This is a genomic window from Pseudomonas putida (genome assembly GCF_002025705.1).
GTDB classification, from domain to species: Bacteria; Pseudomonadota; Gammaproteobacteria; order Pseudomonadales; family Pseudomonadaceae; genus Aquipseudomonas; species Aquipseudomonas putida_J.
The window spans coordinates 4,455,127-4,479,407 of the sequence record NZ_CP018846.1 but is presented as its reverse complement, the minus strand read 5'-3'; the positions used below and the strand labels follow the sequence as shown (position 1 = coordinate 4,479,407).

Annotated in this window: 33 protein-coding genes and 1 pseudogene; all 34 read left to right on the top strand. The window is 60.3% G+C overall.

Annotated features, from left to right (window positions below; all coding sequences use genetic code 11):
* Positions 1-27: 27 nt before the first annotated feature.
* The 34 genes and pseudogenes from BUQ73_RS28750 (at position 28) to BUQ73_RS20100 (ending at position 24,245) form a co-directional block, all read left to right on the top strand.
* Entirely contained in the window at positions 28-453 is a 426-nt protein-coding gene (locus BUQ73_RS28750) for a HeH/LEM domain-containing protein (RefSeq protein WP_237772720.1), read from the top strand.
* Positions 446-763: a head-tail connector protein gene (locus BUQ73_RS20250; RefSeq protein ID WP_079229409.1), complete on the top strand. Its 318-nt coding sequence runs from the start codon at positions 446-448 to the stop codon at positions 761-763. Before BUQ73_RS28750 ends, BUQ73_RS20250 begins: the two co-directional genes overlap by 8 nt.
* Positions 760-1,086 carry a head-tail adaptor protein gene (locus tag BUQ73_RS20245; RefSeq protein ID WP_079229408.1) on the top strand — a complete coding sequence of 109 codons (327 nt, stop codon included), beginning with the start codon at positions 760-762 and terminating at the stop codon, positions 1,084-1,086. Before BUQ73_RS20250 ends, BUQ73_RS20245 begins: the two co-directional genes overlap by 4 nt.
* An 8-nt stretch (positions 1,087-1,094) precedes the next feature.
* Entirely contained in the window at positions 1,095-1,274 is a 180-nt protein-coding gene (locus BUQ73_RS20240) for a hypothetical protein (protein ID WP_079229407.1), read from the top strand.
* 3 nt (positions 1,275-1,277) lie between these two features.
* On the top strand, positions 1,278-1,778 hold the full coding sequence (locus BUQ73_RS20235; RefSeq protein WP_079229406.1) for an HK97-gp10 family putative phage morphogenesis protein: 501 nt from the start codon (positions 1,278-1,280) through the stop codon (positions 1,776-1,778).
* Positions 1,771-2,157: a DUF3168 domain-containing protein gene (locus BUQ73_RS20230; RefSeq protein ID WP_079229405.1), complete on the top strand. Its 387-nt coding sequence runs from the start codon at positions 1,771-1,773 to the stop codon at positions 2,155-2,157. The genes BUQ73_RS20235 and BUQ73_RS20230 overlap by 8 nt, the downstream gene beginning before the upstream one ends.
* A 55-nt stretch (positions 2,158-2,212) precedes the next feature.
* Positions 2,213-2,713, top strand: coding sequence for a hypothetical protein (locus BUQ73_RS20225; protein WP_079229404.1), 501 nt, complete (start codon positions 2,213-2,215; stop codon positions 2,711-2,713).
* A gap of 40 nt (positions 2,714-2,753) precedes the next feature.
* A complete protein-coding gene (locus BUQ73_RS20220) occupies positions 2,754-3,086 on the top strand; it encodes a hypothetical protein (protein WP_079229403.1) in 333 nt (110 codons plus the stop codon).
* Between the two features lie 74 nt (positions 3,087-3,160).
* Positions 3,161-3,337: a hypothetical protein gene (locus BUQ73_RS20215; RefSeq protein ID WP_322114585.1), complete on the top strand. Its 177-nt coding sequence runs from the start codon at positions 3,161-3,163 to the stop codon at positions 3,335-3,337.
* A gap of 50 nt (positions 3,338-3,387) precedes the next feature.
* Positions 3,388-3,645 (top strand): hypothetical protein, encoded by a 258-nt coding sequence (locus tag BUQ73_RS28230; RefSeq protein WP_152031586.1) that lies wholly within the window; start codon positions 3,388-3,390, stop codon positions 3,643-3,645.
* Between the two features lie 61 nt (positions 3,646-3,706).
* Complete coding sequence (locus tag BUQ73_RS20210) at positions 3,707-6,961, top strand: phage tail tape measure protein (RefSeq protein ID WP_079229401.1); 3,255 nt, start codon at positions 3,707-3,709, stop codon at positions 6,959-6,961.
* A gap of 43 nt (positions 6,962-7,004) precedes the next feature.
* Positions 7,005-7,589 carry a hypothetical protein gene (locus tag BUQ73_RS20205; RefSeq protein WP_079229400.1) on the top strand — a complete coding sequence of 195 codons (585 nt, stop codon included), beginning with the start codon at positions 7,005-7,007 and terminating at the stop codon, positions 7,587-7,589.
* Positions 7,589-8,194, top strand: coding sequence for a hypothetical protein (locus tag BUQ73_RS20200; protein WP_079229399.1), 606 nt, complete (start codon positions 7,589-7,591; stop codon positions 8,192-8,194). The genes BUQ73_RS20205 and BUQ73_RS20200 overlap by 1 nt, the downstream gene beginning before the upstream one ends.
* 2 nt (positions 8,195-8,196) lie before the next feature.
* Positions 8,197-8,595, top strand: a complete 399-nt coding sequence (locus BUQ73_RS20195) for a DUF6950 family protein (RefSeq protein ID WP_079229398.1) — start codon at positions 8,197-8,199, stop codon at positions 8,593-8,595.
* The gene (locus tag BUQ73_RS20190) at positions 8,592-11,771 is read left to right on the top strand and encodes a phage tail tip fiber protein (protein ID WP_079229397.1); all 3,180 of its coding nucleotides are present in this window, start codon (positions 8,592-8,594) and stop codon (positions 11,769-11,771) included. The genes BUQ73_RS20195 and BUQ73_RS20190 overlap by 4 nt, the downstream gene beginning before the upstream one ends.
* Positions 11,771-12,826, top strand: a complete 1,056-nt coding sequence (locus BUQ73_RS20185) for a hypothetical protein (protein WP_079229396.1) — start codon at positions 11,771-11,773, stop codon at positions 12,824-12,826. The genes BUQ73_RS20190 and BUQ73_RS20185 overlap by 1 nt, the downstream gene beginning before the upstream one ends.
* 8 nt (positions 12,827-12,834) lie before the next feature.
* Positions 12,835-13,854, top strand: coding sequence for a hypothetical protein (locus tag BUQ73_RS20180; protein WP_237772719.1), 1,020 nt, complete (start codon positions 12,835-12,837; stop codon positions 13,852-13,854).
* 55 nt (positions 13,855-13,909) lie between these two features.
* A complete protein-coding gene (locus BUQ73_RS20175; RefSeq protein ID WP_079229395.1) occupies positions 13,910-14,398 on the top strand; it encodes a glycoside hydrolase family protein in 489 nt (162 codons plus the stop codon).
* A complete protein-coding gene (locus BUQ73_RS20170; protein ID WP_079229394.1) occupies positions 14,395-14,757 on the top strand; it encodes a hypothetical protein in 363 nt (120 codons plus the stop codon). Before BUQ73_RS20175 ends, BUQ73_RS20170 begins: the two co-directional genes overlap by 4 nt.
* Positions 14,758-14,765: 8 nt before the next feature.
* Positions 14,766-15,044, top strand: coding sequence for a hypothetical protein (locus BUQ73_RS20165; protein WP_079230596.1), 279 nt, complete (start codon positions 14,766-14,768; stop codon positions 15,042-15,044).
* A gap of 63 nt (positions 15,045-15,107) precedes the next feature.
* Positions 15,108-15,911, top strand: a complete 804-nt coding sequence (locus BUQ73_RS20160) for a hypothetical protein (protein WP_152031585.1) — start codon at positions 15,108-15,110, stop codon at positions 15,909-15,911.
* A gap of 80 nt (positions 15,912-15,991) precedes the next feature.
* Positions 15,992-16,108, top strand: a pseudogene (locus BUQ73_RS28225) (DUF2514 family protein); the annotation flags it as partial.
* A 12-nt stretch (positions 16,109-16,120) separates the two neighbouring features.
* Positions 16,121-16,345 (top strand): hypothetical protein, encoded by a 225-nt coding sequence (locus BUQ73_RS20155; protein ID WP_152031584.1) that lies wholly within the window; start codon positions 16,121-16,123, stop codon positions 16,343-16,345.
* 75 nt (positions 16,346-16,420) lie between these two features.
* Entirely contained in the window at positions 16,421-16,714 is a 294-nt protein-coding gene (locus tag BUQ73_RS20150; RefSeq protein WP_079229392.1) for a hypothetical protein, read from the top strand.
* On the top strand, positions 16,711-16,998 hold the full coding sequence (locus BUQ73_RS20145; protein ID WP_079229391.1) for a hypothetical protein: 288 nt from the start codon (positions 16,711-16,713) through the stop codon (positions 16,996-16,998). Before BUQ73_RS20150 ends, BUQ73_RS20145 begins: the two co-directional genes overlap by 4 nt.
* Before the next feature lie 348 nt (positions 16,999-17,346).
* Complete coding sequence (locus BUQ73_RS20140; protein WP_027920008.1) at positions 17,347-18,093, top strand: LexA family transcriptional regulator; 747 nt, start codon at positions 17,347-17,349, stop codon at positions 18,091-18,093.
* A 478-nt stretch (positions 18,094-18,571) separates the two neighbouring features.
* Positions 18,572-18,910, top strand: coding sequence for a phage holin family protein (locus BUQ73_RS20135; protein ID WP_027920007.1), 339 nt, complete (start codon positions 18,572-18,574; stop codon positions 18,908-18,910).
* A gap of 11 nt (positions 18,911-18,921) precedes the next feature.
* Positions 18,922-19,419, top strand: a complete 498-nt coding sequence (locus BUQ73_RS20130) for a hypothetical protein (RefSeq protein WP_079229390.1) — start codon at positions 18,922-18,924, stop codon at positions 19,417-19,419.
* Positions 19,416-19,976, top strand: coding sequence for a phage baseplate assembly protein V (locus BUQ73_RS20125; protein ID WP_079229389.1), 561 nt, complete (start codon positions 19,416-19,418; stop codon positions 19,974-19,976). Before BUQ73_RS20130 ends, BUQ73_RS20125 begins: the two co-directional genes overlap by 4 nt.
* Before the next feature lie 72 nt (positions 19,977-20,048).
* Complete coding sequence (locus BUQ73_RS20120; RefSeq protein WP_079229388.1) at positions 20,049-20,375, top strand: GPW/gp25 family protein; 327 nt, start codon at positions 20,049-20,051, stop codon at positions 20,373-20,375.
* Positions 20,372-21,253 (top strand): baseplate assembly protein, encoded by an 882-nt coding sequence (locus BUQ73_RS20115; protein ID WP_079229387.1) that lies wholly within the window; start codon positions 20,372-20,374, stop codon positions 21,251-21,253. Before BUQ73_RS20120 ends, BUQ73_RS20115 begins: the two co-directional genes overlap by 4 nt.
* Before the next feature lies 1 nt (position 21,254).
* Positions 21,255-21,863 (top strand): phage tail protein I, encoded by a 609-nt coding sequence (locus tag BUQ73_RS20110; protein ID WP_079229386.1) that lies wholly within the window; start codon positions 21,255-21,257, stop codon positions 21,861-21,863.
* Positions 21,856-23,832 (top strand): phage tail protein, encoded by a 1,977-nt coding sequence (locus BUQ73_RS20105; RefSeq protein WP_152031583.1) that lies wholly within the window; start codon positions 21,856-21,858, stop codon positions 23,830-23,832. The genes BUQ73_RS20110 and BUQ73_RS20105 overlap by 8 nt, the downstream gene beginning before the upstream one ends.
* Positions 23,833-23,843: 11 nt before the next feature.
* Positions 23,844-24,245 carry a phage tail assembly chaperone gene (locus BUQ73_RS20100; protein ID WP_079229385.1) on the top strand — a complete coding sequence of 134 codons (402 nt, stop codon included), beginning with the start codon at positions 23,844-23,846 and terminating at the stop codon, positions 24,243-24,245.
* The last annotated feature ends 36 nt before the right edge of the window (positions 24,246-24,281 follow it).

Below are 24,281 nucleotides of genomic sequence, written 5' to 3'. Positions count from 1 at the left end.
TCCGGGCGCCCATTCTTCGGAGGATTTATGCCAATCATTCTCGTGAAAAAGCCTTTTCCGTTCGCCGTGGACGGCAATCAGGTGGTCGAGTTTCAGGCCGGCGAACAGGACGTGTCGGAGCGCTGCGCGCTGGTGGCGGTGGAGCACCTGGGCGTGGCCGAGTACCTCGAACGCCAGAGTGGGCCGATGCTGCTCGAAGACGGTCCTACGGTGGCCGAGTGGGTAGAGGCTGGCTATCCCGCCGCGAGCTACCCGCCGACAGGCTACAACTCGCGCAGCTCGCAAGAAGAGATCGACGCGGCGATTCTGTTGCAGAAGGAAGCCGAGAACGAAACCGACCCCCTCAAAATGACAGTGCCGAAGCTCAAGGAGTGGCTCACCGCCAACAACATTGAATTCGATGCCGGCCTGCTCAAGCCTGCCTTGCAGGCCCTGGTTCCGAAAAATGATTGATCTTGACCTGGTCAAGGTGCATTTGAAGGTCGATGGCGACGACGAGGACACCCTGATTCAGGGGTACACCGACGCCGCCATCAGCTCCTTTGAGCTCTGGACCAACCGATCATTGGTTGCCGAGGGCGATCCGCTGCCTGATCCGGTTGGCAACGCGCTTGCGATCACCAAGGCAATTCGCCAGGGAGCGCTGCTGCTGATCGGCCACTGGTACGCAAACCGTGAGGCTGTGGCCACCGGGACCATCGCGACAGAGCTGCCATTGGCGACCAACGCTCTCTGGCGCCCGCATCGTTGGGTGAACGTATGAGAGCCGGCCCAATGCGGCACCGCTGTCGCCTCGCATATGAGGACCGGGTTCAGAACGACTCGGGTGGCTTTGATCTCGCCTGGTTGCCAGCTGGTGAGGTGTGGGCAGAAGTGGCCATGCCCACGGGAAGGATGTCGCCTGTGGCCGAGCAGATCGAGGCTGTCATCAGCGCTGAAATTCGCATTCGGCCTCGGTCGGACATTGCCGCCGGCTGGCGGCTGACTGAGAAGCGCACCGGCATCACCTACAAGGTCGAGGCTGCTCTACTCAACAACGAACGGGACATGCTGCGGCTGCTGTGCTCCAGCGTCCCAAACCCATGAGGTGAATCATGAAAATTCAAGCACTGGGCCCGCTCACTGGGGCCTCCGGTGAGCGCGAGAAGGGTGAAATCTTCGTCGTGGAGAAGGCGTATGGCGATGGGCTGATCGCCCGCGGCTACGCGGTAGAGGTAACGGAAGCGGACCCGGCTGTGGAGAAACCTGCGAAGGCCGCCCAGGCCAAGGAGTGATCCATGGCGCGGCGCTCCAGCATTCGCGGCGACATCCGGTTGCGCCGGACGCTGCGCAACATCCACAAGACGATGGACAACGAGCTGCAGCCGGCGATGCAGGAGGCTGCGAATCGCATCCTGGAGACCCAGCGGCAACTGATGCCAAAGGATACCGGGGCGGCGGCGGCGGCCTTGAAAGTCTATGTCTCACCGAGCGGCCTGGATGCTCAGATCGGCATCCGCGGCAAACGCGACAACAGGAAGTTCTTCTATCTGCGCTTCATCGAGTATGGAACCAAAGGCTACCTCGGCGGTAAGCGCGCTGGGAATCGTAACCGAAAGGCCACCAACAAGAGCGACGGTACGCACTTCTTCGGTAAGTACCCCGACATTCCGGCCCGGCCAGCCCACCCATGGCTTCGCCCGTCGATGCAGGTCAACCGGGAGTATGTGATGGCCGATATCGAGGCCGCAGTGCGCCGCACGCTGCGCAAGGCAAGCCAGGGGGTAGGAAATGCCTGATCCATCGCTTGCCCTGCAGAAAGCGCTCTTCGCCAGGCTCCAGGCCGAGGTCAGCTGCCCGATCTACGACGGGGCAGGCCTCAATGCGCCCATGCCATACGTTTCTATCGATCGTGAAATCTCGGTGAATGCCAGCCCCATTGCCGGCAGGAAGCGAGAGCAGCGCCTGATCTACCTGTCAGTCTGGTCCGATGCGAACGGCCAGGCTGAGGTCAAGCGCATCAACGGCGAGATCATCGCCGCGCTGGACGAGCGGCGGCTGCCGCTGGAGGTGGGGCGCGCGGTATCCGTCCGGATCGAGCAGGCCGATGCCCAGCGCGACGCCGACGGCATCACTTACCAGGGCTCGATCACCGTTCGCGTGATCACCACCCACTGAATCACCCACCGGCCGCGCCGCGGCTTTTATCCAATGTGCCTTTGGAGGAACCCCCATGGCCGACGACAACCTCAACACAGCCGCCGGCTGCCGCTTCTTCATTGGCGGTAAGACCGGCGCGGACACCCAGACCGAATACGAAGCCGACACCTACGTCGAAGTGGGCGAGATCGAAGACCTGGGCGAGTTCGGCGATACCTTTAGCAGCGTGACTTTCACCTCGCTGAAGAATGGCCGCGTGCGCAAGTACAAGGGCACCGCCGATGCCGGCGATCTGACCCTGACCGTGGGCCTGGACAACGGCGACGCTGGTCAGGCTGCCATCAAGACCGCGCACAAGGATCGCAGCAAGGGCGACTACAACATCAAGATCACCCTCAACGACGGTGATCCAGATGCCTCGCCGGCGATCAAGCCGACCACCTTCTACTACCGCGGCAAGGTGATGAACAACACCGTTGCACCTGGTTCCGCCGACAACGTCGTGCGCCGCAACGTCACCATCGGCATCAACTCGGACATCCTCGAGCTGCTGCCGGCTCCGGTAACCCCATAACCGTGCTGGGGCTCCGGCCCCGGCCTCACAGGACTGAGCGATGAACAATACCCTGCACGGCACCATGACCGTGAAGCTGGGCGATGAGGAAATCACCCTTCGACCCACCCTCAAGGCGGTGAGGGCGATCGAAAACCGCTTCGGAGGTCTGCGTGGCGCCTCGCAAACTATCAATGCGCTGAGCGTGGAAGGATGCGCAATTATTCTTGCCGCAGGCGCTGGCCTGGAAGGCAAGGCGGCGGACGCCATAACTGAGAAGGTCTGGCAGGCTGGCGTGCTCGACGTATCGGTGGAGCTGAACAAGTACTTGAAAGCCCTCTACAACCCCCGAGGCGCCGATGCGCCGGGAAACGACCAAGCCGGGACGGCGTAAGCGTCGTCGAGGACGGCAGCTACGTCGACCGGCTGTATGCTATCGCCACCGGGTGGTTGGGCTGGGCGCCGGATGTGGCTTGGATCACCCCGCTGCCTGAGCTGTTCATGGCGATGGACGCCAGGCTCGAGTGGGTGCAGATGACCAATCCATTCGGCGGAGGTAAGAAATCGGGCCAGCAGGATAAGCCGAAGCCATCCACCGTTGCGGATAAGCTCCGGCAGGCGTTGACGGGCAGAAAAGCTGCTTGAGTTGACGTCGGCAGGTATCCTATTCCCCGATTTCGATTGGGGATGGATCCATGCAGCTACTTATTCTATTGGCGCTTCTTGTAATCATTGTCCTGATAGCACCTTGGATGCTTGGGGTAATCGCGACAGTCGTTGTCGCTGGAGGCGCTGCGTTTGTAATTTTTGGCGTTGCTGCTGCCCTGGTGCTTGGAGGTGCGACTCTCTTTCTCCGTCATCTTTATGATCCGGAGAAGCAACAAGCACGGCTTGAAAAGAGAGTCAAAAAACTTACCGATGCTGCGAATAAGGCCAACAGAAGCCCTGACTGAATGCAGTCATCATTGTTCTTGAGCCCAGCGATGCTGGGCTTTTTCTTGCCTGGAGATCGGCATGGCAGATTCAGACATCCAGGGGATGCTGGTTCGAATTGAGGCGACTACTGCTCAGCTTCGGTCGGAGATTGCGAGGGCTGAATCAACTGTTGCCCAGGGCGCCACGGCGATCGATCGCAGCCTCTCCCGAATTGACGAGAGCTTCGATCGGGCGGCGGATAGCGCGCAGAGTGCAGGCGCCCTGATCAAGAATGCACTTGCGGTTGCAGTGGGCGCTGCTTCGGTCCGTTCCATCATTGATGTCGCCGACTCCTACTCTCAGATGTCGGACCGCATGGGGCTGGCCACATCCAGTGTCAACGAGTACAACCTGGTGCAAGACCGGTTGCTGGACACTGCCAAGCGCACTTACCGTCCATTGAGCGAGGCGCAAGAGCTTTACATACGAACGGCAGACAGCCTCAAATCAATGGGGTACAACACCAGCCAGGCGCTGGATGTGATGGATAGCTTCAGCTTCCTGCTCGTGACCAACTCGGCCACCACTGACAAGGCTGCGTCGGCGATCGATGCATATTCCAAAGCACTACAGACCGGCAAGGTCGAAGCTGACGGTTGGCAGTCGATCCTGGCCGCTATGCCGACCATCGTTGATACGCTTTCTAAGGCGACTGGTAAGAGCGCCGAGGAGATCCGGTCTCTTGGTGCGGATGGCAAACTCAGCCTAGACATCCTCACTGGAGGTTTGCAGAAGTCGGCTCAGGCTAACGGCGAGCTCGCCGACAGCATGGGCGTGGCAGTGCGTGATGCACTGCAAAACCTCAGCAATGCCTTCACGGTCTATATCGGTCGCCTCAACGAGACCGCCGATGGTACGGGTGTTCTGGCCCAAGGCATCAGCGTTATCGGGGACAACTTCGAATCGCTGGCGAACATCGCTGGCGTAATTGCGGTTGGCGCCCTTGCAGGCTATGCAAGGAGCCTTGCTGGTAGTGCTGTAGCGTCAATCGCAGCTACAAAAGGCGCTATCTCCGACGCAATTGCAAGAAAGGCCCAAGCAAGCGCTGTGCTGCTTGCAGCACAGGCTGAGCAGCAGAAGGCCCAAACTGCTGTATTCCTGGCAGAGAAGGAGGCCATAGCAGCGCGAGGCACTGCTGTACAAACTCAGATGTCGCTGCAACTCGCTGAGGCGCGGATGCTCGAAACACGAGCGACGAACGCTGTTGCTGCTGCGCAATCGACTGTCAGTCGAACTTCTCTCGGTGTCATTGGCGTACTTGGAGGGCCTGCAGGTATTGCCGCTCTGGCAATTGGCGCCGCTACGGCTTTCCTCACTTTGCGTGACAACACGAGCGTCCTCGAGCAAAAGCTCGGAGACCTCAACGACCCTATAGACCAGCTGGTTGAGCGCTTCAATAAGCTCAACCGTGCCACCCAGTCGGTAACTCTTCGGGAGCTCAAGGCTTCGATTGAGGACGCAGAGAGCGAGCTGACAACTGCTGCTGGATCTATCGCGTTCGAGTTCCAGAGTAGCTTAACGAACGCTGGGTTGGCTGGCTCTTCTGGATTCATGGGGGGCATAGCGCCATTGCCGGCCGAGTTCCAAGCGGCGATGGACATCGTGAAGAAGGCCTCAGCCGACCAGGCTGCCGGCATGGCTGTCGACTGGAAGTCGGTGGCCGATCAAATCAGGGAGGTCCCCGGCGTCACGGCTGTAATGGCCGATGCCCTTGAAGAAAGTGGCGGAGCCGCGACCGAGAAGGCGGAGGTGATCGGTCGCCTCAAGCAGGCCATGGCTGAGCTGACCGGCGAGACAGATGCCAACACAAAAGCGGAGAGAGAGAATGCGGCGGCCAGGGCCACGGCTGCTCAGGAAACTCAGAAATATCTCGACCAGCAGCTGAAGCAGCTGGCTTCCGCTCAGGACAAAACCAATACGGATGCCGCAAAGCGTTACATCGCAGAGAGGACCGACCTGACGGAAGGTGAGAAAACAGCAATCCTTTCGGTTGCTGCTGCTCGCGATGCGCAGAAGAAGGCCGATGATGCTGCAGCGAAGGCCGGCAGGAAGAACGCCTCCGAGGCTGAGCAGTCGGCCAAGAAGCAAAACAAGGACTTCGAGTCCGCCGAGGAAGGCTACAAGCGGCAAATTCAGCTAATCAACACCACCGGCGACAAGCAGAAAGACGCCACAGAGGTCGCGAAGCTGTCCTTCGAGCTTCAGGAGGGCAAGCTCGGCAATCTTTCACAGGCTCAGCAGAAGCACTTGCTCGACCTGGCTGCCGAGTTGGACGCCCTCAACAAGATCAAGAAGGCCAACGAGGACGCCCTGAAACTCTCTGCCTTCAAGGCGGCCCAAGCCACCGGCACCCAAACCGCGATCAATGGCTACGATCAAGAGCTCGCCGGCATTGGTCGAGGGGACAAGGCGCGCGACCGAATGCGGGCGGACCTGGCGTTGCGCCAGAAGTACGTTGAAGACCTGAATGAGCTGAACGAGCAGCGCAATACCGGGCAAATCAGCCCTGAGCTTTATCAGCAGGAAACGCAGGTCCTCACCGACGAGCTCAACAAGCGCTTGTCTGCACAGCAGAGCTACTTCCAGCGGGTCGATGAGGCCCAGTCGAGCTGGTCAAATGGCGCAACGGCAGCCTTGGAGAACTACCTGGACAGCGCGGCGGATGTGGCCGGGCAGACTCAGGACCTGTTCACCAACGCCTTTGGCAACTTGGAGGACGGTGTCGTCGAGTTCGTCAAAACCGGCAAGGCGAATTTCAGCGACTTTGCTGACTCGATCATCGAGGACCTGATACGGATTCAGGTCCGCCAGGCCGCCGCAGGCTTCCTCAGCTCGGCGTTCGGTTTCCTTGGTGGGGGCGGCTCGGCACTGGGGCAGGGCACCATGACGGGGTCCAGCGAAGGATCGTTCGTGAAGAATGCCAAGGGCGGCGTCTATGAGTCGCCAAGCCTGTCGGCCTACTCGGGCCAGGTGTACGACAGCCCGCAGATGTTCGCCTTCGCCAAGGGCGCCGGCATTTTCGCTGAGGCCGGGCCAGAGGCAATCCTGCCGCTGCACCGTGGCCCGGATGGTTCGCTCGGGGTTATGGCCGCCGGCGCTGGCGGGGGAGGCGGAGAGGCTTCAGTAACGTTCGGCGGTATCACCCAGCACATCCAGGTGTCAGGCCAGGCCAACGCCGCCACGGTGGCTGATGTCCGGCGAGCGGCGGAGCAGGGAGCGCGAGACGGCTATGAACTGGTACTTCGAGACTTCAAAACGAATGGCGCGGCGAGGCAACTGCTCGAGCGCAGATGACTGATCCAGCCCGCTTCGGCGGGCTTTTTCTTGGAGCTATCCAATGGCGGAGGAATGGCCGGAATCCTTGGAGCCCACTGAGGTTACCTGGGGAATCGTCTACAACAACCGGGCGTTCACCTCGTCGCTGTCGAACTCCCAGCAGATCATGGCGCAGCCAGGCTCGTACTGGATGTGCACGCTGAACTTCGGCGTGCTCTACGAAGAGGATGAGCGTGAGTTGACATCGCTGCTGGGTCGCCTGCACGGCATGTTCGGCATTGTGAAGGTTCCATCGATCACCCGAACCCGGACCGATAACATCGGCGCCCCGGTCGTGGCCTCGGCCAATGCCCAGTCGACGTTCCTGCAGCTGCAGGGAATGACAGCGAGCCGTCAGGTGTTCAGCCGCGGCGACCACATCACCATCGGCGGCGAAATGTTCGAGGTGGTTGAGCGTGCCTCAACCGATGCCGCCGGCAAGGCTGTGGTCTATGTGAACAAGCGTGTTCGCAAGGCCATTGCCGCCGGCACCCCGGTTGAATACAAGAACCCCTACTGCGAGATGCGGCGCATGGATGACACCAATCAGTGGAATATCCAGCCTGTGGTGTCGAACGGCAGCTTCCAGTTTCGGGAGGCTTTCTGATGGCCACGGGCGTTTTCCCCTTCAGCCAGACGGTGGTCGACATCATTGCCCGGGGCAATTTCATGGCGGTGTATGCCTGCCAGTTAGACTTCCCGGACGGTATGGTCTTCGCGCACACCGGTACCGGTGACCTGGTCATTGATGGCATCACTTACCAGGGCGTTGGAAGCTTCGGTGAGGTTGGCCAGTCGCAGGAGAGCAGCAACTCAGGTTCGCCGATGTCGGTCGACCTGACCCTCAACGGCCTGGACACGCAGATCATTACCGAAACTTCTCTCAAGGGCTGCCGGGGGCGGGCCGGCAAACTCATGTTCGTAGTGTTCGCCGAGGACGGCACCTACGCCGCCGATATCCTGTTCAGCGGGCGGATGGATGCCGCCAAATTTTCCTACGCCGGCAATGGCGAGGAGGGCAACAGCATCACGGTCCCGCTCATCGACCGAATGGCCGAATGGAACCGCACCGGCACCGAGCGGTGGACGGATGAGAACCATCGTGCCCGTCGCCAGGATGACCGCTTCTTCTTCGCCATCGCACAGATTGCCGACTGGCCGATTTACTGGGGCGCCTCCAAGGATGCTCCGAAGTTCACCTACGAGAAGTGACCATGCGAAAGCGCGATTGGACGACACAGCTTGCCCACACGATCAAGGCCGCCATAGAGCGGCCTTTTTCATGGGGCGAATTCGACTGCTGCTTGTTTGCCGCCGACTGCGCCGTGGCGGTGTGCGAGGTGGATCCTGCTGAAGCATACCGGGGCAACTACTCATCTGAGGCAGGCGCAAAGCGGTTGCTGAAGAAGCTGCACGGATCCTTGGAGGCGGCATGGGATGCCTGCTTTGCCCGGGTGCAGCCTGGGTTGATCCAGCGCGGCGACATTGCGCTGTACGACGGCCCCAATGGCCGGGGCGTGGCGGTGTTCTGGGCAGATGAGTTCTGGTCGGTATCCCCCGACGGGGTGGGCCGCATCGAGTGTGAGCCGTTGACGGTGTGGAGAGTTGAATGAGTTCAGCAGTCAAGAAGGTTGCCCAGGTTGCCGTCGGCGCCGCGATCGGTTTCGTCCAGGGCGGTCCTTGGGGCGCCTTGGCTGGTGCTGCGCTGGCGTTCTACGTCTCGTCGCAGCAGGACAAGCTCGATACCGGTTCGCTGCGTGCCAGTGAGCCGTCCAGCCAGACCCTGCGCTCTTCGAAAGCTGCCGCCCGCTACGTGCTGGGGCTGGTGAGCACGGGCGGAGTGCTGGCCTGGGGGCAGGAGCAAGCCGGTGGCCAGACCGATGGTGAATGGCTGCACATGGTCTACGTGCTCGCTGAAGGAGCTATTGATGGTCTGGAGGACATCTATCTCGGTGAGGAGGTTGTCCAGGCCTATGGCGATCATGCGTCTTATGAGCTTGTCGTCGACCCATCCCAGGTGAACGCCTTCCTGAAGGCCAACTGTCCGGATTGGCGTGACACCCAGATCGGGCGAGGCCTGTCCTACGTTCGTCTGTCGTTCAAATACAGCGCCGAGAAATACCCGTCGGGCATCCCTGACGTTCGATTTGTGATCCGTGGGCGCCGGGATATCTACGACCCGCGCACCGGCATGACGGGGTACAGCGCAAACACGGCACTGCACATCCTCTGGTTCCTGCGGAACCGATGCGGCGTGCCAGATGACGAGATCGTGTTCGCCAGCTTCGCCAACAGTGCCAGCGTGTGCGATGAGTCGGTCGCCAACCCGGACGGCACCACATCACCGCGTTATCACTCAGGCTGCGTGATCGGCGCCGACGAATCCCGAACTCAGGTCATGCAAAAGCTGGAGGCTGCGTGCGGTGGCAAGCTGATCCGTGTCGGCGGCCGCTGGATGCTGCAGGTAGGAGCCTACTACGGGCCATACGACTTCGAGATCACCGAGGATATGGTCACTGGTACCGTGACCGGTAGCACTGAGCCTTCCAACGATTCGGCCCTCAACACCGTGCGCGGCACCTTCATCGACCCGTCCCAGGCCTGGGCCGAGACCGATTATCCCGAGGTTTCCGTGGCCGAGTGGGTCGTAGCCGATGGCGGCGAGGCGGCCGAGACTCTGGCGTTTTCGTACGTGAGCGATCCGTACCAGGCACAGCGTCTCGCAAACATCGAGCTCCGGCGCCGGCGCGCTGGTGGCACACTCAGCATTCCGATGAACTTCGTGGGCTACAACTGCCGGCCAGGTCGATCCGTGAAGGTCAATCTGCCTTCCCTGAACATCGTGGGTGAGTTCATCGTCACTGACTGGTCGATGGCAGCTGATACTGGCTGCAGCGTGTCGGTCTCCCAGAATGAACCGGCCATCTTCGATGATGCTGTGGGCCAGCCGTACAACCCGATCGGCTTTATCAGCCTCCCGACAGGTGGCCTTGGCAGTCCAACCAATCTGACTTGGACGACCGATGATTCGGCAGAGGTCGTCCAGGGCGTGCTTTCTTGGGCGCCTCCGTCGGGCACCGTCACCGGCTACGCAGTCACCGTGCGTCAGGGCACCACCGCAGTTCAGGCGCAACAGTTGCCGGCTACCGCCGTCCAGCTGCCGCTGTCCGGCCTGCCGTCTGGCAGCTACACGATGAGCGTGGCCGCCCTCGGCCCGCTGACCCGCTCTGGCGAGGCCAGCATCACCGTGAACATCGATGGCCCGCCCATCCCAGAATCGTGCGTGGTGCAGGCGACCATCGACACCATCACGCTGATCCCGGGCAACACGCTGCACGGACTGAACGGCGGCACCTACGAATACTTCTTCTCGACCAACCCGCAGGCCACGCAGGGCGAGTATCTGGGGCAGGGCTTGTCTTTCACCCACACCGGCCTGGCCTTTGCCACCAACTACGCCTACTTCATCCGGTCGAAGAATGCCTACGGGGTGAGTGCATTCCTGAAGGTGGTGGTCTCCACCTCCGCCGACATGACCAACATGCTCAAGGCGCTTGAGGGCCAGATCCGGGAGGGGCAGTTATGGCCAGAACTGGAGTCCCGCATCGAGCTGATAGATGGGAGTGGGCCTGGTTCGGTCAATGAGCGAATCGGCGAGTTGCGCGAAGAGATAGGCGACCTGTCCGACTCGATGCCCTACAACCCGGAGAGCACCTACACCATTGACCAGGGTGTGCTTGGCGACGACGGAAAGCTGTATCAAGCCAAGGGTGATGTGCCGGTCAACACGCCGCCGCCGAACACGAACTACTGGGCCGATGTTGGCCAGGCGGTTCGAACTGCGAACGGGCTGGCTGCGCAGGTGGCGCAGAACCGGGTCGATATAGATGAGCAGGACGACCGTATCACCGCCACGGCAGATAGCCTTCAGGCTGTCCAGGTGAAAGTGAATGACCCCGTAACAGGCGTCGCCGCTACGGCCCAAGGCCTGAGCCAGATGAAGGGTACCGTCGAGACCATTGAGGGCAAGGTGAATGCCAACGCCCAGAAGATCGACGGTGTGTTTGCCCAGGTAAACCCGTCCATGGCTGGTAGTGACGAGGGATTTGCTGGCTCGGAGCAGACGTATGTCGGGGTTTGGACTGAACAGTCAGCGCGAATTGAGGGTGATGTAGCGCAGGCGCAGCGCACCGACCGGGTCGAGGTTCGTCAGGGCGAAACCAATGCACTGGTTCAGCAGGTCAGCAAGTCCGTCGTTGACCTGAGCTCAGCAACAGCGACCCAGTTCAGCCAGGTGCAAGCCCAGCAGGCCCAGAACACGTCGGCAATCCAGCGCAACGACCAGGCAATTGTCGATGCCAATGGCAGGGTATCGGCCATTTCCTCGTGGAAGACCGAGACAAATGCCGCCGGCAAGAAGGTGGCCACCGGGATCATTCAAGGTAGTGACGGTTCCGTCGGAGAGATCCTCCTGTCTGCTGACCGCGTTGCGATCATCAACGGCATCAATGGCCCCGAGGCGAGCCTGTTCGTGTTCCAGAACGGCCAGCTGTACCTCAATTCGGCACTGATCAATCAGGCGTACATTCAGAACCTGATCGTGGGCATGACGCTGAAGTCACAGGCTCTCAACGCTCAGGGCTTGCCGCTCATTGAGATCAACCTGGTCACCGGGGCGTTCACCGTGCGCGGCCAAGATGCAAATGGCTCGACGCTGCTGAACAATGGCGGTCTATACGTCTACGACGCTAATGGGACTGAGCGAACCGCAGTGGGGAGGCTTACCTGATGGCCGATCTCTATGGGCTCCGGACGCGTGATGCGGCGGGGGCAGTAACCCTGGACACGACCATCACGCCGATCCGATCACTGAAGATGATGCAGGTTGCCGGCAACAATGCCTTTGATCAGTACATCCCCATACCGGAGATTCAAACCGCATCGTTTGTGGTGGTGGATGCGCTTTACGATGGAGGCGACAACACGTTCAGCCCGCCGGCTTGGGCTACGGCTGGTCAACTGCGGCTGCGGCAGCCTGGTACGCGAACTTGGCAGGTAATGATCTTGTCCCAAGGTGGTGAGCCTTTTGCCGCTCCCGGTAGCTACGGGATTAGGGCTACAAATAACAATATCAGGACTCAGATTGACGCGGATAACCGAGTGCTTACTGTGCGTTACAACGGCACTCTGAACATTGGCTTCCAAGGGCCCGGTAGCAGAAACCAAATCACCTATGGCACGGTCACCTTCGCCCAACCAATCACCACATATGAGCGTCCGCTGATTTTTCTGAACGCGGACAACTACATGATGGTTGGCAGTTTCTTCGTGACGGGCTCTCCGGGAAATTGGACGGGCTTTCGCATCAAGGCTTTCAACAATCAAACAGCACACGGGGACACAGCGCTGTACCCTATGCTGATTAAATGGTTCTGCGCGAGCTATATGGTGCCAAGCACCCCGGCTGATCTTTACGGAGCCTCGGTACGTGACGCCTCAGCGAACCGTACATTTGTGACGACGGCGAATTTGGCGCTACTCAATAGCCAGCCGGCCAATAACTCTTTCTATACCGCTGGCACGCCGATCTCGGGCGCAGGTTATTACGCCTCACCAGCCCAAATGGGATGGACCGGGAATTTCGCAGACTATGTTCTTGCCAACGCGCTGTTTTCTTCCACGAACGTGATCCAAACCACCCAGCCGATACGCGCAAATTACGGTGGATTTCTGCCTGGGCGGCGGGACGTGCTGCAGATGTATTGCGAGAACTTCGACGGCATCAACGCGCTTAGCGTGAATGGTAGAACCCTCTTTGCATCCCGCCCAATGAAACCCTTATAGGACCTCACATGGCCAAACAGACAATCAACCTCGGCGTCGCCCCAACCGGGCAAGGCGGGGATACGCCCCGCAGCGCCAACGTGAAGATCGGCGCGAATTTCGATGAGCTGTATGCTGCTCTGGGGGCGTCAGGAAGCCCGGCAGTTCTTCCCGCTGCTCTTCCTATTGAAAAAGGGGGGACGGGCGGAAGCACCCCTGCCGCCGCACGTACTGCGCTCGGCTTGGGAACTGCCGCTGTAGCGCCTCTCACTACTTCAAATTACGACCCATCAGCAGGCAGCGTCCTGCGAGTTGGAGATTTTGGTCTTGGCGGTCTGGGCGGTGGAGTAATTCGGTCGCCGAACTTGACGTATTACCCTGGATTCTCGCGCTTCAATGGCGAAGAGGCAGGTGTACCTCATGCTGGTACCGGCGGATCTGTAATCACAAATACCCTCGGCGGCTCGTACATTCAGCAGATCGTCCAAGACCCATCTTACGGTGTTTACAATCCATACATCGCAGTAAGGCACTTTTCTTCAGTGGGAAGCCCAGGGCCCTGGTGCATGCTCTACCACACCGGGAATACCACGCGCGGGTCTGGCGGTGCTTTGTCTGCAGCTTCGCCAATTCTTCGTGTTGCCGATGTTTCGCGATCCGAGCGGCGCGATCTGCTTGAGCAGTCCTTCGAGCCTGCTGGCGCCTATGGCGCGACAAACGACGAGGCGCGCGGCGTAACGGTTGAACGGACCGATGTCGGCGTCTACGTGATCACCGGTAGCCTGGGCCTGGCTCTGGAGGGGTGGCGCATTCAAGACCCATGCTCACCTGATGGCGGCCGCATGCTCGGGATCACGCAAAGCGAGCAGGATGACCAAGGCGTGATCACCCTGCGACTCTTCAAGCAGCGCTGGACGCTGGATGAAGAGGGTGAAATGCACTTGGGGCCTGGAGCCCCGTTGGATGTGCCGTTGAACAGCTGGATCGACGTTCGTCTTGAAATGCCGGCCAAGCCCGACACGGGCGCGCCGGAAGAGCAGCCCGCCTGACCTACACCGAAACCACCGACCGCCGCCTGGCGGTATTTTTTTGCCTGGAGAAAACATGGCCAGACTCACCGAAGCCCATGCCGGATGCGCCAACGCGCTCCGCTTCCTGGACCTGATCGCCTTCTCGGAAGGCACATCAACCGTCAGCGGCAGCGATGCCGGTTACAACGTGCTGTACGGCGGCGGCCTGTTCCAGGGTTATGCCGACCACCCGCGGCGCCGGCTGACCTTACCTATCAACGGCAAGCCGGTTACCAGCACTGCGGCCGGCCGGTACCAGCTGCTCGAGCGCTACTGGGATGCCTACAAGGTCAGCCTGCGTCTGACCGGCGGATTCACCCCGGAGAACCAGGACCGAGTCGCGCTGCAGCAGGTTCGCGAGCGCCGTGCGCTCGACGACATCCGTGCCGGGCGAATAGGCCAGGCGATCGCCAAGTGCTCCAACATCTGGGCCAGCTTCCCGGGTAACGTCTACGGCCAGAATCCGCACAAGCTGGAGAAGCTGCTGGCGCAGTGGGATCGGCTCGGCGGGGTGGCGGCATGAGTGCTTGGTTGTCGCGCTCCGCCGGAGCTTGCCTGCTGATCCTGCTCGGTATGACCGTGGGCACCTGGGCCACCACCAGCCACTTCCGCCCGATTCTCGACGCCGAGCAGGACCGGGTAGCCAGTTGCAAGGCAGCCCGCGACAACCTCGCCAGCCTGGCCACGGAGCAGGGCAAGGCCCTAGGCGACCTGACCCTGGCCGCGAACGAGCGCCAGGCCAGGGCTGAGCAGGCGATGAGAGAAGCGAAGGCCGGCGCTCAAGACGACTACGCCGCGGCGAACCGGCTTCAGCAGGAGCGCACCGGTGGCGACCAGTGCGCAGCTGCTGCCATGATCATCGATAAGGAGCTGGACCTTTGAACGACAAGATGGACAGCAAAACATTCCGAAAAGCATTCCTGCTGGTCGGCCTGCTACTCGCGGGGTGCGCGGCCAAGGCGCCGCCACAGGTTCAATACGTTCGCGTCGAGGTGCCGGTGCAGGTGCCGTGCCGGGCGCCGGAGGTGGCGGTACCGCCTTGGGCGGTCGCCGGTCTTCGCAACACCGACAGCCTAGAGGTGAAGGTGCGGGCGCTTCTGGCTGAGCGCAGGCAGCGGATTGGCTACGAAAAACAGCTTGCTGCAGTTGTGAACGCGTGCCAATGGTAAAAGTTTATCATTGGCTCTGTTAAGCTGTTCAGGTTCATCTCTGGGCATGAGGTCATAAATAACATGGAAGGAAGCTCTAATCGCGAAAAGCGCGGATTTTCAGATCATCCTGTATATGTGGCGGGAGTGGCAGTGGCTGGTACAATTGCTTTAAGTGTAGCAGTTTACAAGGAGGTCATTCTCCCCGCACAGTTAGCTACAAGTGAATTCAAGATTTCGGAGTTGAGTCGCCAACTTGCCCGGGAAACAAAACAGCGAGAGCTTTTGATAGATAGTAGCGCAAAGGAAAAAGCTGAGTTGAGCTCAACTTTGAATGCCGCCTCTGGCGAGCTGCAGGCTACGAAGACTAAACTTGATATTGTTAGCCGAGAGCTCGAAGTGGCCAAGCTTGGAGCCCTTTTCGTAGAAGGATTGTCGTATCCAACCGCCTTTGATAAAGTAAAGGTTGGGCAGTCAATAAGTGAGGTGAAGAAGGTTTATCTTGCTAGTCAAATCGAAGAGGATGAAGATCAGGACTTTGTCTCAGTAAAAGTTGAGCATCCGTTTTTCCACAGCGTCGTCTACTACAATAATTATAGCGATAGTAGCAATATTTCGCATATTTTATATATGGCTCCCTACAATATTGAGAGTAAGGTTCCCTCGGGGTATTTGCAGGATTCGCTTCGGAGAGCGTTTGGTGAGCCCGTTGAAATGGAAAAGGATAAGTATGTGTGGCGCCTGAAAAACGGATTGTATATTTTCAAGGATGATGATAGGTCCGTCATCGTAGCCGCAGGTGGAGTTCTGCCAGGCAACTGGCGGCGGGTCATTGAGCGGTTCGCAAAGAAGATAGAGGAAGAGAAGGTTACTAGTAGCGCAAAATGATTGACGCTTTTCTACTGTGCTTCTGGTTATCAGGTGTCTCGTTGCTTGAGTTGAACAGATCTGTGCTACGTCGCCATCGGCTCTCCGGACTGCGCGACCGGGCTGATGCTCGAGCGGGAGAGCTGGCGAAAGCTTATGACCAAGCCCGAATAGCGGGCCAGCTCTGCGAGAGGTCCTATAATGCGCTGATCAACTGATCGGAGCAGGTAATGGAGAAGCGCACCTTCATCGGGATGATTGAGGCGGGAGAACCCCTGTTGAAGGAGGCTCTGGATGCCATGCGGGCGTATCACCAGGCGCAGGATGAAGGGAAGCCCGCTGAGGAGATCGAGCGGCTGCACCTGCTGGCCGAGTCGCTATTCCAAGTGGTCTGCGATTACCAGATGCGGGTGGTGGCCAAAGCCCGCGGCCAGGAGCTCCCGCCTCTCCATTGATGCTGCCGACCGGCTATTGCTGTCAGTGCGATCTGGGATATACGATACTGTATCGATATACAGTATTGGTGCCCAATGTACTTTCTTCTCGTCCGCCGCCGCGTGAATGGCCAGGCCATCCCCTCTGATCAGCTCAGGAAGATCCAGCCCCTGCGCGCCGACATCCACATCGGCGACCACCACAGCGAGCCGCTGGGTCGGGTGGCCACGCAGGCCTGGGTGTTCAACCCGACCCCTGGGCCCGACATCATCCCTAGGCTGCACGACGCCAAAGTCAACGGCATGGCCCAGCTCGGGATTAACATCAACGGGGTCGAGGACATCGACGGCGTGTTGTATGCGCAGTCCTGGTGGTGCAGGACAGAATGATGAGCTCATTGCCGAGAGCCTGGCTGGATGAGCTCAACGACCAGTGCGAATTGGCCACCGACCCGGATGGCCGGGCGGCGGTGCTGAGCGAGATGGCAATGGCGGCGCACCGGCGCCGAGAGGTGGATGCTGATCAGTTGTGCGAGATGCTCGAGTTTGTCGAGTCGGCGCGGCTGTATGGCTTGGCCGAGCACGAGGAGTGGTACGCGTGCGGACTGTTCAAGTACACCGAGCCAGAGCCGAATTACTACGTGCACGAGATACTGCGGCCGGCCAAAAAGTAAGGGGGGAGGGTTCGGCAGAACGCCGGAGGAGGGTGCTTTGGCTGTCTAAAACCGCGCTGATGCTTCTCGGTTTTACTGGGCGAAAGTCGCCCAAACTCGCCGATGCATATTAGACAGACTCGATGCATAGGCCGCGAACGGCGCGGCCTGAGGTCGGTTTCTCACACTACTGCTGCATCATTGGTGTGTGTGCGGAAAGATCAGACATTCAGGGCCTTACAGCGGGTGGTCTGGTTGGCGATTGTGAAACCGGCAATGGTACAGGCTTTTTCAACCAGATGCAGGCGCGGGCCATGGGGCATGCGCGCGCAGCCAGGCGCATTGCATTTGCCGGCGCATGCCTGCATTATGCATGTTATGCAAAAACGCAATGTAGCCACCGTACTCAGAGAACTGCTCGACCGCCACGGCCTGTCCCCGACGGAGCTGTACCGGCGCACGGGCGTCCCTCAATCCACCTTGTCGCGGATCCTCGGCGGCAAGATCGTCGACCCTTCCGACAAGCACGTGTCGAAGATCGCCGAATACTTCGGTGTAAGCACCGAGCAGCTGCGCGGTCGCGCCGAGCTGGGCGAGTCGCGCGAAGCGGCGTTGCCGGCCCACGGCCATGCGGACCTCAGCGATATCAGCCTGTGGGACGATGAAACCCCCGTCGAGGATGACGAGGTGTCGGTACCTTTTCTTCGCGAGGTCGAATTGGCAGCAGGATCAGGAAGATTCGTCATCGAAGAGAGCGAGCGAGCGCGGCTGCGGTTTGGCAAGCGCAGCCTGCGTCACAACGGCGTGCAGTTCGACCAGGCCAAGTGTGTGACCGTGCGCGGCAACAGCATGCTGCCGGTGCTGCGCGATGGCGCGACGGTCGGTGTGAACACCGGCAAATGCTCGATCGGTGACATCATCGATGGCGATCTCTACGCCATCAACCATAACGGCCAGCTGCGGGTTAAGCAGGTTTACCGCCTGCCTACCGGTATCCGCCTGCGCAGCTTCAACCGTGACGAACACCCCGATGAGGACTACAGCTTCCAGCAGATGCAGGACGAACAGATCAGCCTGCTCGGGCATGTGTTCTGGTGGGGCATGTACGCTCGCTGACGCCTCCACTCACAAGAAACCCGCTTCGGCGGGTTTTTTTTCGCCTGCAGAAAAGCCCTACAAGGCAAGCCGTGCATGGCCTGCATGCATATCAGCAAAAATAAGTGCATAGAAATTTAAAGAAATGCATTGACTGCATATGCATGAATGCATAGCCTGTGTCTCAAGCCGGACGGAAACCGGTTGTTACACAGGCAGCGATGGACAGGCCTCAACTGTCCAGAGGGTTGGCAACTGGCCCGGGTGTGCAGCGTAAAGCACCACGAACAGTTATCCGGCGGGCAGGCGGCCGCGGTCGGAGTCACCAATTTGTAGCGGAACCGCGCGGCGTCACCAGTCGTGGCCGGCGGTTCGACAACGCATTACTGAAAAGCCTGGCGAGCCGGGCTTTTTGGAATGCCGAGGCTTATGAAATATGCAGAGTACCCACAACCCGCCTGTTGGCCCCGTCAACAGGCATTACACAGGAGACAGGACAGTGACGAACGAGCAACAAGCGTTACTGGAGATGCCGCTCTGGCTGGTAATCGTCCTGGCATTGCTGGGCGGCCTGAGCGGCGAAATGTGGCGGGCCGACAAGGCCGGAGCCACCGGTTGGTCGCTGCTGCGCCGTCTGGCGCTGCGCTCCGGGGCCTGCATGGTCTGCGGCGTGTCGACCGTGATGCTGCTGTATGCGGGCGGCCTGTCGATCTGGGCGGCCAGTGCATTTGGCTGCATGACCGCCGTCGGCGGCGCCGATGTCGCCATGCGCCTTTACGAACGTTGGGCGATACGGCGCCTGGGCTTGCGCGACACCACGCAGGCCGACGAGCAATAAGGAGAATATGCATGAGCGAATTGGCCACTTTGCATGCGGCCGTGACCGCAACTATTCGTGAGGCAATGCCGGAACTGGCCTCGGTCGATGCTTATACAGCTGTAGGAAATGCCCCGGAGCGACCGGCGCTGCGCCACGGCATTGTGCAAATGACGGCGGATGCGGCACCACGCGATGGCCGCTCGGTGCTGATCGCCACCTTCGAGGCGGATATCACCGCTGATAGCGCCAACCCCGAAGCGCGCCTGCAGGGCAGCCTGCTTGCCGCACAACTGATGGATCTGCTGCGTCAGCAGCATTGGGCACTGGACTTCGTCGAAGCCAGCCGCAACGTGCAGGCGCAATTCGAGGGCAGCGCCTGGACCGTGCGCTGGGACCAGCCGGTGCTGCTTGGCGAGGCACGCTGGAGCTGGCCGGACCAGCCTCCCGGCAGCCTGGTATTGGGCTTTGCGCCTGATATCGGCTTGGGCAACGAGGCGCACTACATCGCCCCGGAGGACCTGACATGAGCTACGTCAGTGCCATGCATGACCGCATGCTGGCGTGCATGGTCATTCCCTGCCGGGTGGTTGCGGTGGACCTTGCAGCCGCTCGGGTGCGGGTATCCGACGGCAGTGGCTGGACCAGTGCCTGGCTGCGCTGGCATGCCCAGGCTGCCGGCCAGGCCCGGCACTGGCGAGCACCTAGTCTGGGCGAGCAGGGCGTACTGCTCAACCCCAGTGGCGAGCCGGCCCAGGGCACGTTCCTCCCCGGCCTGTATGGCAATGCCGGGAGTGCGGCGGATAACCGCGAGCATGCCGAGGTCTGGCGTTTCGCTGATGGTGGTTCGCTCAGCTATGACTGGCAGGCCAGCCACTACGACATCCAGCTGCCTGGCGGCAGCGCGACCATCAAGGTCGGCGCCAGCACCGTTCAGGTCAGCGACGCTGCGATCAATCTTCAGGCGGCAGCGATCAACCTCACTGGCAACGTCACCATCGACGGCGCGCTGCAGGTCAGCGGCGATATCAACGGCGGTGGGTGGATTATCGATACCGCCGGCAACACGGCCAATCACAAACACTGAATCAAGCCCGCCCACGCGGGCTTTTTCATATCAGGAGAATGCCATGCATACCCATGAACAGGGCGGTGCACCATGATCGGCATGGACCGCCGCACCGGCCAGCCACTGGCCGGCATCGATCATTTGCGCCAGTCCATCGAAGACATCCTCACCACGCCGCTGGGCAGCCGACGCATGCGCCCGGAATACGGCAGCCAGTTGCGGCGCTTCGTCGACCTGCCAGTCAACGAGGGCTGGAAAAGCGCCGTGCAAGCCGAAGTGGCTCGCGCACTGGGCCGTTGGGAGCCGCGCCTGCAATTGCAGCGGGTCAAGGTCGTCGCGGTGCTCGACGGCCAGGTCAGCCTGGCTTTGAGTGGTCGCTACCTGGGCGACGAAGCGTTGCTGGAGGTGAGCGTATGAGCCAGGTCGACCTGTCGAAGCTGCCTGCACCACAGCTGTTGGAGGACCTCGACTACGAAGCCCTCTATCAGGCCGACCTGGACACCTTCCGCGAATACCTTGGCGACGCCTGGAGCGCCAATCTGGAGAGTGACCCGGTCACCAAGCTGCTCGAAGTCGGCGCCTACCGCAAGCTGCTCAACCGGGCGCGCATCAACGATGCCGCCAAGGCGCTGCTGCTGGCCTACGCCCAGGGCACTGACCTGGACCAGCTGGCGGCCAACGTCAGCCTGCAGCGCCTGGTGATCCAGGCCGAGGACCTGGCCAGCGTCCCGCCCGTCGAGGCCTTGCTGGAGGCGGACGATGCCCTGCGTGAGCGGGTGCAGCTGGTCTACGAAGGCCTGACCACCGCGGGCCCGCGCAACAGTTACATCCTGCATGCCCGCAACGCTTCGGGGCAGGTGGCTGACGCCACCGCCGAAAGCCCGTCGCCGGCCGTGGTGGATGTCACCGTGCTGGGCCTGGAAGGCAATGGCGAGGCCAGCCCCGAGCTGCTGGCGCAGGTGGCGGCTTATCTCAACGATGACGACATACGCCCGGTCGCCGACCGGGTCAATGTACGCAGCGCCGATATCCTGCCCTATCGCATCGATGCCGTGCTGTACCTGGCCGACAGCGGCCCTGAGTACGAGGCGATCCTCGCCGAGTGCCAGCGTCGCCTGGAGGCCTGGATCAACCCGCGACGGCGGCTGGGCGTGGAAGTGGCCCGCTCGGGCATCGATGCCCAGCTGCATATCGATGGTGTCAGCCGGGTCGAGCTGAGCGGTTGGGCGGATATTCGCCCGAGCAAGGCCCAGGCAGCGTGGTGCAGCGGTTTCACCTTGAAGCGGGGTGGCTGACATGCAGAGCCTGTTGCCGCTCAATCGCTCAGCGCTGGAGCGGGCCATCGAAGTGGCGGCCGATGAGGACCTGAAGGTCAGCCTGCGCCGGCTCTACAGCCCCGACAGCTGTCCCGCGCCGCTGCTTTATCACTTGGCCTGGGCCTGGTCGGTGGACCGCTGGGAAGACAGCTGGAGTGACGAGATCAAGCGTTCGGTGATCCGCGCGGCGTTCTTCGTCCACGCCCACAAAGGCACCCTCGGTGCGCTCCGGCGTGTGGTGGAGCCGTTCGGCTACCTGATCGAGGTGCAGGAGTGGTGGCAAGCCACGCCGCCTGCACAGGCGGGCACCTTCGCACTGAAGATCGGCGTTTCCGATGCGGGCATCAGTGAAAGCACCTACCAGGAACTGTCATCGCTGATCGATGACGCCCGGCCAGTCAGCCGCCATCTGACCGGGCTGGTGATCAGCCTCGAAAGCCGAGGCGCCCTTCATGTCGGCTGCGCGATCCAGGACGGCGACGAACTGGACATCTACCCGCTGACGCCCCGTGACATCGAAGTCATCGGCGCCATCGGGCGTGGCGGCCGCGAACATACAATCGATACCTTGGACATTGCACATGGTTGACCAGACTTCTCAGTTCTACGCCATCCTCACCAATGTGGGCGCGGCGAAACAAGCCAACGCGGATGCCTTGGGCATCGCATGGAAAATCACCCAGATGGGTGTCGGCGACGCCAACGGCACCGACCCCACCCCCAACGCCACCCAGACCAGCCTGATCAACGAATGGCGCCGCGCACCGTTGAACCAGCTGAAAGTGGATGACAGGAACAGCGCGATCATCATTGCCGAGCAGGTCATCCCGGCGGATGTCGGCGGCAAATGGATCCGCGAGATCGCGCTTTTCGATGCCGATGGCGACATGGTGGCCGTGGCCAACTGTGCGCCTACTTATAAGCCGCTGCTCAGCCAGGGCTCGGGACGTACCCAGGTGGTGCGGATGAACCTGGTGGTCAGTAGTGCCAGCAACGTGCAGTTGAAGATTGATCCGGCGGTGGTGCTGGCTACGCGGGAGTGGGTGACCGAGGAGCTGGCACGGCAGGATTTTAAGCATTCTGTGTTGGCTGCAACTACAGCGAACATCAACTTGAGCGGTTTACAGACGATAGATGGCGTGGCACTTGTCACGGGCGCACGGGTACTGGTGAAGAACCAGATGGCCCCTAAGGACAATGGCATCTACGAAGCTGCAGTAGGGGGGTGGAGTCGCAGCAGCGACGCTGATACCGATGCCAAAGTGACCCCGGGATTATTGATAGTGGTAGAGCGGGGTGTAGCCAATAGCGACAGTGCCTGGCAGCTGGTCAGCGACGGGCCGATTAATGTGGGAGTCAGCGCGCAAGCGTATGAAATGGCTTTCGGGCGCAGTGGCATTACGGCGGGAACGTATCGCAGTGTCACCGTCGACAAATATGGCCGTGTGATCGCGGCAACTAACCCAACCACGGTAGCAGGCTATGGTCTGACAGATGTTCTTACAGCGTCTCAAGTTAATAGTGCGCTCAGTCTGAAGTCTAACCTGGCCAGCCCGGTATTCACGGGTATTCCCAGCGGTCCAACCGCAGCCCCGGATGACAGCAGTACTCAATTGGCCACAACGGAGTTCGTCAAGCAGCTGGGGCTTAATTTGCCAAGTATTGGAGCTGGGCTATCGGACGGGCAAACCTTGAGTCAGGCTCATGCTGGCAAGTATTCCACCATGGCCGGAGTGGGTAGTTGGGTCGGCACCTTGTATCTTCCAGAATCGGGTATATCAAAAGGATCTGTTTTCATCGTGTCGGTAGGCTCCGGATACGGAACACTTACGGTGAACGCTCCTCGTTCCGGTAAAGGGTACATCGCTGTTGGCTCAACAGCCTATGCGGCAGTGACCGTTACGCATTTAGACCCGCCGCTAATCTTGACCTGCATTTCCGACGGCATCTATGCACTAGTTGCAGGTGGTGCGATGAGTGCCACCAGCGTTCACTTTCCTTTCCGTGGTCGAGCGCTCTATACCAAGGCTGGTACTTACCAATGGCAAGTACCAGCCAATGTAACACGAGTACTTGTTGATATTCGCGGAGCAGGGGGGAGCGGAGCATTCGGGCCTGCTGAGACAGGTGCCGGCGGCGGCGGCGGTGGCGGAATCTGCAACCGTATCTGCCTTGTTACACCTGGGACAAGCATTACGGTAACAGTTGGTGCTGGTGGCAAAGCTGTGAGTGTCCTAAATACGGTAGGTTTTAGCGGAGGCACTTCGTCGTTCGGTGCGTTTTGTTCCTCGACCGGAGGCGAAGGGGGCACGCTATTCAACGGAGCAGGTGGCGGTATAGGGGTTGGTGGAGACTTCAACGCCTCCTTGGGGGCTGGCTCGCCGCCTGTACGCAATACTAATAACTCTGGTGCTTGGGGCGGGCCTGGCGGGGGCGGGGAGTCAATTTATGCCGCCTCTGATTTTGTCACCCCGACGCAGCCGGGCATGGGCGGTGCCGGTCGGACAATTAGCAGTTCGCAGCCTGGCGCCGATGGCTGCGTGTTCATCACTTACTGAAGAGATTTTATATGTGGGCACGAATTGCAAACGGTCAGGTGATGGAAGTTACCGATATCAATCCAGTCGACCGCTACCATTCCGACCTTGTCTGGGAAAAGTGTACTCTTGAGACGATGCCAGGTTGGCAAGTTGTCGAGGGAGGTTATGTTCCCCCCTCTGTCACGGCTGAAAGTGAGTCGAATTTAGCGTTACGCATGTGGCGTGATTATCAGCTGCAATCTGGTGAATGGCTAGTGATGCGTCATCGCGATGAGCTCGCAATGAATATCAGTACTTCGCTGACGTCTCAGCAATACACCGAGCTTCTCACCTACAGACAGAGTCTTCGTGATTGGCCAGCTTCTTCAATGTTCCCTGACTCCTCATCGAAGCCTGAACCACCGGTTTGGATTGCTCTGCAATCACAGTAAGGCCCCGTCTCCTCGGGGCTTTTTTCTATCTGACTG